The sequence below is a fragment of the Polaribacter sp. HA6-7 genome (assembly GCF_055693625.1).
Genome location: NZ_CM146338.1, coordinates 1,343,520 through 1,355,392 on the forward strand (window position 1 = coordinate 1,343,520; position 11,873 = coordinate 1,355,392).

10 protein-coding genes and 3 pseudogenes are annotated in these 11,873 nt (G+C 29.0%); 8 read left to right on the forward strand and 5 right to left on the reverse strand.

Going from position 1 to position 11,873, the window contains the following annotated elements; all coding sequences use genetic code 11:
* Window positions 1-14: 14 nt before the first annotated feature.
* The 6 genes and pseudogenes from ACZ1HD_RS07365 (at window position 15) to ACZ1HD_RS07390 (ending at window position 4,125) form a co-directional block, all read left to right on the forward strand.
* Window positions 15-302, forward strand: coding sequence for a hypothetical protein (locus ACZ1HD_RS07365; RefSeq protein WP_472689064.1), 288 nt, complete (start codon window positions 15-17; stop codon window positions 300-302).
* 140 nt (window positions 303-442) lie between these two features.
* A complete protein-coding gene (locus tag ACZ1HD_RS07370) occupies window positions 443-607 on the forward strand; it encodes a hypothetical protein (RefSeq protein ID WP_472689065.1) in 165 nt (54 codons plus the stop codon).
* A 539-nt stretch (window positions 608-1,146) separates the two neighbouring features.
* Window positions 1,147-2,627, forward strand: a pseudogene (gene cysS, locus ACZ1HD_RS07375) (cysteine--tRNA ligase).
* A gap of 47 nt (window positions 2,628-2,674) precedes the next feature.
* Window positions 2,675-2,917, forward strand: coding sequence for a membrane protein insertion efficiency factor YidD (gene yidD, locus ACZ1HD_RS07380; RefSeq protein WP_472689304.1), 243 nt, complete (start codon window positions 2,675-2,677; stop codon window positions 2,915-2,917).
* 54 nt (window positions 2,918-2,971) lie between these two features.
* A complete protein-coding gene (gene lgt, locus ACZ1HD_RS07385; protein WP_299060819.1) occupies window positions 2,972-3,805 on the forward strand; it encodes a prolipoprotein diacylglyceryl transferase in 834 nt (277 codons plus the stop codon).
* 8 nt (window positions 3,806-3,813) lie between these two features.
* Entirely contained in the window at window positions 3,814-4,125 is a 312-nt protein-coding gene (locus ACZ1HD_RS07390; RefSeq protein WP_340934063.1) for a DUF6787 family protein, read from the forward strand.
* Here ACZ1HD_RS07390 and ACZ1HD_RS07395 read toward each other — a convergent pair.
* Window positions 4,122-4,271, reverse strand: coding sequence for a hypothetical protein (locus ACZ1HD_RS07395; protein WP_472689066.1), 150 nt, complete (start codon window positions 4,269-4,271; stop codon window positions 4,122-4,124). The genes ACZ1HD_RS07390 and ACZ1HD_RS07395 overlap by 4 nt on opposite strands.
* Window positions 4,272-4,621: 350 nt before the next feature.
* Here ACZ1HD_RS07395 and ACZ1HD_RS07400 point away from each other — a divergent pair, with 350 nt between their 5' ends.
* Both ACZ1HD_RS07400 and ACZ1HD_RS07405 read left to right on the forward strand, forming a co-directional pair.
* Window positions 4,622-5,101 carry an NUDIX hydrolase gene (locus tag ACZ1HD_RS07400; RefSeq protein ID WP_472689067.1) on the forward strand — a complete coding sequence of 160 codons (480 nt, stop codon included), beginning with the start codon at window positions 4,622-4,624 and terminating at the stop codon, window positions 5,099-5,101.
* A gap of 57 nt (window positions 5,102-5,158) precedes the next feature.
* Window positions 5,159-5,973: pseudogene (locus tag ACZ1HD_RS07405) on the forward strand (lysophospholipid acyltransferase family protein).
* A 3-nt stretch (window positions 5,974-5,976) separates the two neighbouring features.
* On the opposite strand, the gene ACZ1HD_RS07410 reads toward ACZ1HD_RS07405, so the two are convergent.
* The 4 genes and pseudogenes from ACZ1HD_RS07410 to ACZ1HD_RS07425 form a co-directional block, all read right to left on the reverse strand.
* Window positions 5,977-6,426, reverse strand: a complete 450-nt coding sequence (locus tag ACZ1HD_RS07410; protein WP_299060806.1) for a hypothetical protein — start codon at window positions 6,424-6,426, stop codon at window positions 5,977-5,979.
* 161 nt (window positions 6,427-6,587) lie between these two features.
* Window positions 6,588-7,592: an aldo/keto reductase gene (locus tag ACZ1HD_RS07415; protein WP_340934061.1), complete on the reverse strand. Its 1,005-nt coding sequence runs from the start codon at window positions 7,590-7,592 to the stop codon at window positions 6,588-6,590.
* Window positions 7,585-8,835 carry an MFS transporter gene (locus ACZ1HD_RS07420; protein ID WP_472689068.1) on the reverse strand — a complete coding sequence of 417 codons (1,251 nt, stop codon included), beginning with the start codon at window positions 8,833-8,835 and terminating at the stop codon, window positions 7,585-7,587. The genes ACZ1HD_RS07415 and ACZ1HD_RS07420 overlap by 8 nt, the downstream gene beginning before the upstream one ends.
* Window positions 8,836-8,839: 4 nt before the next feature.
* Window positions 8,840-11,735 (reverse strand): annotated as a pseudogene (locus ACZ1HD_RS07425) (FAD-binding and (Fe-S)-binding domain-containing protein).
* Window positions 11,736-11,873 lie beyond the last annotated feature (138 nt).

Sequence of the window (11,873 nt, forward strand, 5' to 3'; positions counted from 1 at the left end):
TCTTTTTTGAAAATATGGATATAAACATTCCTGATATTAATATTGCTGATATCAAAATACCAGAAATTGAAGATATAGAAATTCCAGAAATGGACTTCGATTTTGACTTTGACTTTGATTCTTTAGAGGATATTGAAAAAAGAATGATAAGAGAAAATAAATACTCTTTCGAATATCATAATGATAACGAACACATCATTATTAAATCTAAAAAAGAATGGGAAGAATTCAAAAAAACAAAACGATTTAAAGAAATTGAAGAAGAACTTAACAATTCGGCAAAAGAATTAAAGCTGAATTAAGAAATTCTAAAAATCATTTAAAAAACATCGATAAGCAAAAGTTAAAAGAAGCTTTAAATGAGGCTAAACTCCAAATCAAAAATATTGATAAAGAGCAAATTAAACAAGGTTTGTTAAAAGCACAAGAAAGTTTAAAAAACATGAAATTTAATTTCAATTTTAATGCTGATGAGAAAGAAACAAAAGGTAAAAATGTAAAAATTAAAAAAACGATAGAAATAAAAGTACCCAAAGCCGCTACTTTTAAATTAAATACTCGTCATTGTAAAGTAAATTTACCTAACTCAGTTGCTTCGGTAGCTTAAAATATGGTACTTTCAATGCAAATAACTTAATAGGAGGTAAGCTAAATATAGATTCATCACCTGTTAACATAAACAGTTTAAACGCTTGTACTTTATTTTTAAACAATGTAACCGATGCAAAAATAGCATCGGTTACAAATACTAATATTTTTAATAATTTTTCGAAATTAGAAATCGATAAAATCAATAAAAAAGTCTCAGTAACAGATAAGTTTGGCGAAATTACTATTAAAGGTTTTGATGCAAATTTCGAAGAGTTTGTTTTAGATTTAAGTAACTCAGAAGCAATCTTAAACTTTGGTAATGTGCACTCTAAATATAAATATCAAGTAAATAAGGTTAATTTGAAAAACGAAAGAGTAAAATATTTTAAAAATGATGCAACAACTAATAACTTGTTAAAAGTAAATGGGCAATTTAGTACTATTACAATCAAGTAAAATTAGAAACACATATTTAAGTAAACTTCACTCAAATTCCATTTCTCTATTCTTAATAAAGTGCCTATCTTTATCCGCTGTAATTAGTCACTTTTTTTAATGGAACTCTACAAAGAAAATCAATTGAAAGTATACAATTCTCTTACTAAAAAGAAAGAGGATTTTAAATCGATAACAGAAGGATACGTAGGCATGTATGTCTGCGGACCAACCGTATATAGCAACGCCCATTTAGGTAACGTAAGAACCTTTATGTTTTTTGATGTGGTGTATAGATATTTATTACACTTAGGTTATAAAGTACGTTATGTACGTAACATAACAGATGCTGGTCATTTAGAAAATGATGCAGATGAAGGTGAAGATAAAATTGCTGTAAAAGCACGTTTAGAACAAATAGAACCTATGGAAGTTGTACAGCGTTATACTGTAGATTTTCATGATGTTTTAAAAAATTACAACTTTTTACCACCAAGTATAGAGCCAACTGCAACAGGGCATATTGTAGAGCAAATAGAAATGATTAAAGAAATCATAGAAAAAGGATTTGCGTATGAGGTAAATGGTTCTGTGTATTTTGATGTACACGAATACAATAAAAAAGAAAATTACGGAATTTTATCTCGGTAGAAAAGTAGAAGATCTATTAAATAATACAAGAACTTTAGACGGACAATCAGACAAGAAAAATCCACAAGATTTTGCACTTTGGAAAAAAGCTGATGAAAAACATATTATGCGTTGGCCTTCTCCTTGGTCAGATGGTTTTCCTGGTTGGCATTTAGAGTGTTCTGTGATGAGTACAAAGTATTTAGGAGAAAATTTTGACATTCACGGTGGCGGAATGGATTTAAAATTCCCACATCACGAATGTGAAATTGCACAATCTCAAACATGTAGTGGTGTAACTCCTGTTAATTATTGGATGCACACAAATATGCTTTTATTAAATAGCCAAAGAATGTCTAAATCTACGGGTAATTTTATTCTTCCGAATGAAATTTTATCAGGAGAGAACGATATTTTACCAAAAGCATTTTCTGCAAGTGTTGTTCGTTTTTTTAACATGCAAGCAAATTACAGAAGTATTTTAGATTTTTCTCGGTGAAGCTTTAGAAGCTTCGGAAAAAGGACACGCTAAATTAATGGAGGCCGTTACTTTTTTAGATAAAATAGAAGCTAAAAAAACATCTACTTTTAATGTTGATTCTTGGAAAAAAGATTGCTACGCAGCCATGAATGATGACTTTAATACACCAATTTTAATTTCACATTTATTTGAAGCTGTAAAAGTGATCAATCAAATTAAAGAAAATAAAGCAAGTTTAACTGCGGATGATTTAGCAACATTTACAGCAACTATAAATGCATTTGTTTTTGATGTTTTAGGATTGATGAATGAAAATTCGCAAGACAGTTCAGAAAAAATAAATGGTGTTGTAGAGTTGCTTATAAAATTAAGAAAAGAAGCAAGAGAAAATAAAGATTGGGCATTATCAGACCAAATTAGAGATGAATTAATTGCATTAGGAATTCAATTAAAAGACGGTAAAGATGGTACAACTTTTAGTTTAAATTAATTTTTTTAGATTTTGGTTTATAAAATTAAAGTGCTTTTTAAAATTTAATATTGAAAAAAATCCTTTCATATCCATTTATTCTTTTAGTTCGTTTTTATCAAACGGCCATTTCTCCGTTTACACCGGCAACATGTAGATATAGTCCAACGTGTTCTCATTATACAATAGAAGCGTTGCAAAAACATGGTTTGTTTTCCGGTGGTTGGTTAGCTTTAAAAAGAATATTTAGTTGCCATCCTTGGGGCGGTAGTGGTTATGATCCTGTGCCGAAAAGAAAGAATAACAATTAATTTATTTAAAACAGCGATTGCTTTATTACTTTCGCACTTAGAAAAAATAAAAATATGAGTTTTTTAGCAATAGAATGGAATCCGTCTATAGGAATAGATTTAGGTTTTTTTACAGTTCGTTGGTATAGTTTAATGTTCGTAGCAGCATTTTTACTAGGCTTGCGTTTTATGAAAAAAATATATATCGAAGACAAAATTCCTGTAGAAAAAATGGATCCATTGTTTATGTATGTTTTTCTATCGATGTTAATAGGAATGCGTTTAGGAGACGTTTTCTTTTACAGTTGGGATTATTATCAGCATAATTTATTAGAAATATTTTTACCATTTAAAAAATCTGCAGAAGGATGGAAGTTTACAGGTTTTACAGGTTTTGCTAGTCATGGTGCTGCCATTGGTATTCCAATTGCGATGTATTTTTATGCAAAAAAACATTTACAAAAACCTTGGTTGTTTATTTTAGATAGATTGGCAATAATGGTTGCTTTAGCAGGATTTTTTATTCGTTTTGGTAACTTTTTTAATTCAGAGATTTATGGAAAAGAAACAGGAAGTAATTTCGGTGTAATTTTTAAAGCAGCAGGAGAAACTGCACCAAGACATCCAACGCAATTATACGAAGCTTTTAGTTATTTAGCACTATTTTTTGTGATGTGGTATTTGTACTGGAAAACAGATAAAAAACAACAAACAGGATTTTTATTTGGTTTGTTTATGGTTGTTTTATGGTCTTTAAGATTTATAATAGAATTTTTAAAAGAACCACAAGTTCAACAAAGAGGAGAAGAATGGATATTTAGTCCGTTAAATACAGGACAAGTTTTAAGTATACCTTTGGTTTTAATAGGTGTTTGGCTAATGTTTAGAAAATCTAAAACTAAAGCTTAATTATTTTTATGGAGAAATTAAAAAAACGTTGGAATATAGAAAGTAACTGGTCTGTAGTTGCTATTTTTATTGTTTTTGCAATAAACGGTTCTTTTGCCGCTTGGGTTGCAAAACCAATTACTGCTTTTTTAGGATTAGACAGAGAAACAATATCAGGTTTTATATACTGGCCATTAAGAATATTACTTATTTTTCCGGTTTATCAATTAACGTTACCAATAGTTGGTTGGCTTTTTGGGCAATTTAAATTCTTTTGGGCTTTCGAAAAAAAGTTTTTAAGTAGATTAGGTTTAGGATTTTTATTTAAAAAAGAAGATTAATTTTCTATTAATTCTTCATTTTTTCTCTTATTTATGATGTAGCTATAAACCCACATAATGGTAAAAGTTGGTATTATATCTAAAGGTAAAATCTCTTCTAAAAAAGAAACTATACCTGCAACTTTACCTTCTTTACCTTTGTACATCTTAGTCATTATATAACCGAGATATTGGCGCCCAAAGAAAATCTAAAAAAGGTACTGGTATTAAGCCAAAAGCATCTAATGCAATACTTGCTATCAATTTTTTGTATTTATTATTCATATTTAATATCTATTCAAAATTCTTGCCAAAAAATAATTATTATATTTAAAAGGCATTAGTTTAATTCTAAAATACATTTCAAAGTGAAATTTAATCAATTTAAATCAAATATAAACTCTTTTAAAACAAGCAAATTAGGTGGTTTAGATGCTCAGTTTAAATTAGCGCTGAACTTAGATTAAGATATGATGCAGATAAAATAAAAGCGAGTAATCCAAAGAAAGCCGCTGTTTTGGCATTATTTTACCCTAATGAAAATAATGAAACCACATTTATTTTAACAGAAAGAGCTAGTTATAAAGGTACACATTCTGCACAAATAAGTTTTCCTGGTGGAAAAATTGATATTTCTGATAAAAATTTAGAAGCTACAGCTGTAAGAGAAGCAAATGAAGAGATTGGTATAAAAACAGCATCGGTAGAAATTATAAGAGAACTTACAGATGTTTACATTCCGCCAAGTAATTTTTTAGCAACACCATTTATAGGTTATCTATCCGAAAGACCAAAATTTATTACAAATTACGAAGTAGAAACTACCATAGAGGTTTTATTAGAAGATTTATTAAATGATACATCGCTAACAACGGTCAATTTAAGCACCTCATATATGAAAAATACAGATGTACCTTGCTTTAAACTAAATGGTTATGTTGTTTGGGGTGCAACAGCAATGATGTTATCAGAAATTAAAGAACTTTTAAAACAATAAGGTTTGTAAATTGTTTTGTAAATTTGCAGTTAACCAAGTATTAAAAATTAATCTATAATGCCTTTATTTAAAAGAAATCCTTTTGGTCATATTTTGTTTTTAAAAAAATGATTATTAGAATTTTTGGTGTAATTTCTCATGGAAGATATCGTAAGTTTAATAATTTACAAATTGAAGGATCTGAAATATTAAGAAATTTACCAGATAGAAATGTTTTATTTATTTCGAACCATCAAACGTATTTTGCAGATGTTGCTGCAATGTTTCATGTTTTTAATGCTGCCTTAAAAGGTAGAGATGATTCGATTAAAAATGTAGGTTACATTTGGAATCCGAAATTAAATATTTACTTTGTTGCTGCAGGAGAAACTATGAAATCCGGTATTTTACCTAAATTATTTGCTTATGCCGGTTCTGTTTCTATTGATAGAACATGGCGAAGTGCAGGTAAAAATGTAAACAGGCAAGTTAAAAACTCTGATATTTCTAATATTCAGAAAGCTATTAAAGATGGTTGGGTTATAACATTTCCGCAAGGAACAACAACTCCTTTTAAACCAATTAGAAGAGGAACAGCACATATTATTAAAACTTGTAAACCAGTTGTTGTACCTATTGTTATTGATGGTTTTAGACGTTCTTTTGATAAAAAAGGCTTGTCTATAAAAAAGCGAAATGTTTTACAATCTATGGTTATTAAAGAGCCTTTAGATATAGATTATGATAACGAAACGGTTGCAGAAATTGTAACTAAAATTGAATATGCGATCGAACAACATCCTTCATTTTTAAAAGTTTTAACTGTAGAGCAGATAGAACAATTAACTAAGGAAGAAGAAGAGTTAAATAAGCAAAGAGAGTTTTGGTCTTAAAAATTAAGGCCTTCTTTTTCTTTTCAATTCAAATAAAGTGTATTCAAAACCGATAAAGAAACTATATCGATATTTTAAATCATCGTATAAATATTCTAAATCTGTTCTCTGAGTTATTTGATTTAATACGCTTAATCTAAACCTGTCTCCTAAAAAGTATTCAAATTGTAAACCTGCAGATAAACTAAATAAATTTTTACCTGTTCGGTTGATAATACCAGCGCCAATACTTGGGGTTACATGAAAATTGTAATCATCTAAAACTTCCATAAAAGAAAATCCGCCAAAAGCGCCAAATCGAGTATAAATATCATCTAAAAGAGCTTGTTCAAACTCTAAACCGTACATAAAATATCCGTATTTTTTGTCTTGGGTTTCGTGTTTTAATCTAAAATTATAATTTAAAGTTCCTGCTCGGTTACCAAGTTCATCACCCCAAATAAGAAGTTTCATGTCTTGATGTAAAGAAAGATTTACAGAATTTTGTGCTTTTAATATTGAGCAACTAGCTATAGATATAGCTAAAAATAGGATGGGGGTTATCTTTTTCAGAATCATATTTTTACTTTATTATGCACATAAAGGTACTATTTTTTTTGATTTGGTTTAAAAAATTATTTCATTTTTAAAACTTTTTCAATTTGTTCTAATTCATCATTATCAAAAATGATGTTGTCTAAAGCTTTTAAACTATCAGAAATTTGAGAAGTTTTACTTGCTCCAATTAATACAGATGTAATTCTTTCATCTTTTAAAATCCAAGAAATAGCCATTTGAGCCAAATTTTGGTTTCTATTTATTGCAATTTCATTTAATGCTTTAATCTTTAGTAAATTTTCTAAAACCATATCTGTTTTTAAATATCTACCATCTTTTATAGCTCTAGAATCTTTTGGTAAACCATTAATATATTTATCAGTTAACATACCTTGTGCTAACGGAGAAAAACAAATGGCACCAACTTTAGATTCTTCTAATAAATTTAATAAACCATCTTCTACCCAACGGTCAAACAGACTATAACGTGGTTGATGTATTAAACAAGGTGTACCTAATTCTTTTAAAATTTCAAATGCTTTTTTTGCCTCTTTTGGTTTGTAATTAGATAAACCAACATACAAAGCTTTACCTTGTTTAACCATTAAATCTAAGGCGCCCATTGTTTCTTCTAAAGGCGTATTGTAATCCGGTCTGTGATGATAAAATATATCAACATAATCAAGATTTAATCGCTGTAAACTTTGGTCTAAACTAGAAATTAGATATTTCTTTGAACCATTATTCCCGTAGGGTCCTTCCCACATATCGTAACCTGCTTTTGATGAAATAATCATTTCATCTCTATAGTTTTTAAAATCTTTTTTAAGGATTTTTCCGAAAGTAGTTTCTGCAGAACCGTATGGTGGACCATAATTATTAGCCAAATCAAAATGAGTAATTCCGTGGTCAAAAGCACATTTAATTAAATTTCTAGCATTTTTAAAATCGTCATTTTCTCCGAAATTATGCCATAAACCTAAAGAAATTTCCGGTAGTAATAATCCGCTATTTCCAGTTCTTCTATAATTCATTTTGTCATATCTTTCTTTAGAAGGAGCGTACTTTTGTTTTTTACTCATTTTGTATAGATTTTCTAAATCCGAAAGCTGCAATTAAGCCTATAATAGGGATTATGGTAAATGTTAAAAATAAATTTTCATATTCGTTAATTGTCGGATTTTCACCTAACATATAACCGTTAAAAAGAGACATAAAAATATCTGGTGTAAAACCAACTACAGATATAATACCAACTAAAGTACCTGTAAACTGTAAAGGCGTGTTGGTTTCTTCTATGATTGCAAAATATAAACCTCTTAGTGCATAAGTACCAAAAGCCATTAAAATAAAACTTGTAAAAGAAAATGCAATTATTTGGTTTTTAAAAACACGAGAACCTAATAGTAAAGAGCAGAATATTAATAGTATAAAACTAGGAATTAAAATTTTAGAAGGTATAAATTTATCAGCAACATACCCAATCGAAATTGCTGATAATGGTCTTAAAAACTGAATAAAAACAGCAAAATATGTAGCTTCTTGCAAACTGAAATTCCACACATCTTTTGCATAAGTACCATAAACTCCTGTAAGCTTATAAGCACAATATGCACAAAAAATAATTAATGAATGATAAATTATTTTTTTCTGTTTTAGTAAAGAGAAAGCTTTTTTAAAATTGAATTTAGCTTCTGTATTTAAATTTTTAACTTCATCTTTTGGTAAGAATTTCCAAACTAAAAAGGCAATTAAAAAAACAATACAGGTTATTGCTCCAATTATGTATTGTAAAGTATCTATTTTAGTTTCTTGGCTAATTTCAAGGGCATTTTTAGGAAAAAAGTAAGTAAGAATACTTGCGCCAAACAAAGCGATTGAAGCTGCAAAAAATCCTCTACCACCATCCAATATACCAAATGATAATCCTTGATTGTTCTTATTTCCCCATTGTCTAGTTGCTTTTATAAGCGATGCCCAAAATAATAATATTGTAGAAACTCCCCAAAATGCATATAATATTTTCAAGCTATTTATAGACGGAATCATAGTCATCCAAAATCCACCAAAAGCAGTTAAAATTAAAGATAGCGTAAGTAATTTTCTTGCTTGCCATTTGTCTGCTAGAAAGCCACCAATAAAATAAGAAATAACAGCAGTTAAGCCATATAATGCTTGGGCTTCACCAATTTGAGCATCAGAAATTACAAAAACATCTCTAATAATTGGCTTAAAAACACGCATTAAGATAAACGGAAGTAAAAAAATAGCTTCGCCTGCAATAATTAGCGTAAGCATAGAAGCTATTTTATTTTTGTTTTGCATTTTACTAAGATAATGCTTCTTTTAGAATAGTTATTGGGTGTTTGGCAATTCGTTTTGTACCGTCGTAAATTTGATGTCTGCAACTTGTACCAGCAGCGGCAATTTCTGTTTCTTTAGGTGTATTTCTAATTTTTGGAAATAAAGTATCTTCACCTACTTGCATAGAAATTTGGTAATGTTCTTTCTCATAACCAAAAGAACCTGCCATACCACAACAACCGTGAGTTTATAATTGTTACGTTATAATTTTTAGGAATATTTAAAATTTGAAAACTTGCGTGTGTACCAGATAAAGCTTTCTGATGACAATGGCCATGAACCTTTAAAGTTTTAGTTTTATTAGTAAATACATTAGTATCAAACTTTTTGTTTTCTAATTCTTTTGCAAGAAATTCTTCAAAAGTAAACACATTTTTTGCAATTTTTTCTGCGGATTTTTTGTCATCTGCTAATCGAATATATTCATCTCTAAAAGTTAAAATAGCAGAAGGTTCTATTCCTATTAAAGGGGTTTTCTCTGTAATAATATCTTTAAAAATAGTTACATTAAAATTACAAACAGCTTTAGCTTGTTTTAAAAATCCTTTAGAAATATAGCTTCTTCCAGATTCTTCATGATTTACAATTTTTAAATTATAGCCAAGTTTATCTAATAAGTAATAAGCATCTTTACCAATTTCTACATCATAAAAGTTAGTAAATTCATCACAAAATAAATAAACTGTTTTTTTATGTTTTGTAATTGGTTGTTTTTTATACCATTTTTTTAAAGTTGATTTTGCTAATTTAGGTACTGTTCTTTCTTTAGCAACACCCATGGCAGCTTTTGCAAACGGTGTATTTAAAATAGCATTTGTTAAACTAGGTACAATGCTACCCAACTTATTGTATTTTACATTTTCTGCAAATAATTTACTTCTAAAAGAATAACCATTTGTTTCTTGATATTGATATAAAAATTCTGCTTTCATAGTAGCAATATCAACATTACTTGGGCATTCTGAAGCACAAGCTTTACAGCTTAAACACAAGTCAAATACTTCTTTTAACTCTTTGTGATTGAATTTATTTGCTTCTTTAGAATTTGTTAGAAATTCACGTAAAGTATTTGCTCTTGCACGTGTGGTATCTTTTTCGTCTTTTGTTGCTCTATAACTAGGGCACATTGTTCCGCCAGCTTCTACGGGTTTTCTACAATCGCCGTAACCATTACATTTTTCTGCTAATTTTAAAATCCCTTCACTGTCAGAAAAATCTTGAATTGTTTTAATTTCTCGCTCATCACGATCAATTTCATAACGCAAATTCTCATCCATAGAAAAAGCATCTGTAATTTTACCTTTGTTAAAAATATTATCGGGATCAAAAGCTTTTTTATTCTTCTTAGCAATTGATAATTTTTTTCACCAATCATTAACGGAATAAATTCTGCACGTACAATACCATCCCCATGTTCGCCGCTAAAGGAACCTTTGTATTTTTTTACCAATTCTGCAGTTTCAGTAGTTATTTTTCTAAATAAAACAACATCTGCTTTCTTTTTTAAATTTAATATTGGTCTTAAATGCAATTCACCAGCGCCAGCATGTGCATAATACACAGCATTTTGCTTGTATTTAGACATTATTTGGGTGAATTCTTCTATATAATTTGGCAAATCTTCTAGGGCAACCGCTGTATCTTCTATACATGCAACCGCTTTCATATCGCCAATCATATTACCTAAAGCACCTAAACCTGCTTTTCTTAAATAATGAACTTTTGCAATGTCTTTACCGTAAACTTTAGGGTGATGATAACCTAAATTATTTTTTTCTAAATCTTTAATTAAATTATCGGCTAAAACCTCTGCTTTATCTAAAGAATTTGCAGAAACTTCTAACATTAAAACAGCTTCTGGATCACCTTTTAAAAAGAATCGATTTTTTGCCAAATCTCTATTGTTTTTAGTACAATCTAATATGGTTTTATCCATAAGCTCACAATTGTATAAATTATGATTCATTGCAGTTACAGTAGCAATTAAGCTTTCGTTTACACTTTTAAAATGCGTACAAACCATTATACTTTCAGTAGGTGGTAAATCGTCTAATTGAAGTGTAATCGATGTAGAAAAAGCTAATGTGCCTTCGCTACCACTTAGAAATTTAGCAATATTAATTGTAGATTCAGTTCCGCCAAATAAGTCTGAAGATAAAAATTCATCAACTGCATAACCTGTGTTTCTTCTGTGAATTGTTTCTTTCGGAAATTCTTTTTTTATTTCTTTCTGATTTTCAATTTGAGATAACTCAGAGTAAATTGCTCTATAAATTTTACCTTCTTGCGTATTTTCTTTTATTTTTTCAAGAAACTCATCAGAAGTAATTTCATTAAAAGTAGCAGAACTTCCATCACTTAAAATGGCTTTAATTTCTAAAACTTTGTCTCTAGTTACACCATATTTTATAGAAGTGCTTCCTGATGAATTGTTACCAACCATTCCGCCAATCATGCATCTATTAGAAGTAGAAGTATTTGGTCCAAAAAACAATCCGAATTCTTTTAAATAAACATTTAAAGAATCTCTAACAACACCAGGTTGAAGTGTTACAGTTTTATTTACTGCATCAAAAGAAATAATTTTTGTAAAATGTTTAGAAACGTCAACTACAATACCATCGCCAACACATTGGCCTGCAAGAGATGTACCTGCTGTTCTTGGTATTAAAGTCGTGTTGTTTTTTTGCAAATTCAATTAATGTTTTTAAATCTTTATCATTTTTAGGAAAAGCAACCGCTAAAGGTATTTTTCGATAAACAGATGCATCTGTAGCATACAATGTTTTATGTAAATTGTCGAATAAGACGTCTCCGGAAAGTGAATTATGAAGTTGTTTTAAAACAGTATTTTGAATCATTTTCTTTTTTAAATAGGTGTTGTTAAAACAAATATCTGAATAAAATAATGATAATTACAGAATAGGGAAGTGGTTTGTAAATTTTTATTGATTTTACAAAAAAGGCTCAAAATTATTACTGAATTGAAATTTATATTA

Excerpts from the sequence above, each read along its gene's own strand:
- ACZ1HD_RS07390 (WP_340934063.1), top strand. The coding sequence starts at position 3,814 with ATGGAGAAATTAAAAAAACGTTGGAATATAGAAAGTAACTGGTCTGTA.
- ACZ1HD_RS07365 (WP_472689064.1), top strand. The coding sequence starts at position 15 with ATGGATATAAACATTCCTGATATTAATATTGCTGATATCAAAATACCA.
- ACZ1HD_RS07370 (WP_472689065.1), top strand. The coding sequence starts at position 443 with ATGAAATTTAATTTCAATTTTAATGCTGATGAGAAAGAAACAAAAGGT.
- ACZ1HD_RS07410 (WP_299060806.1), bottom strand. The coding sequence starts at position 6,426 with ATGAAACTTCTTATTTGGGGTGATGAACTTGGTAACCGAGCAGGAACT.
- ACZ1HD_RS07415 (WP_340934061.1), bottom strand. The coding sequence starts at position 7,592 with ATGAGTAAAAAACAAAAGTACGCTCCTTCTAAAGAAAGATATGACAAA.
- ACZ1HD_RS07395 (WP_472689066.1), bottom strand. The coding sequence starts at position 4,271 with ATGTACAAAGGTAAAGAAGGTAAAGTTGCAGGTATAGTTTCTTTTTTA.
- lgt (WP_299060819.1), top strand. The coding sequence starts at position 2,972 with ATGAGTTTTTTAGCAATAGAATGGAATCCGTCTATAGGAATAGATTTA.
- ACZ1HD_RS07420 (WP_472689068.1), bottom strand. The coding sequence starts at position 8,835 with ATGCAAAACAAAAATAAAATAGCTTCTATGCTTACGCTAATTATTGCA.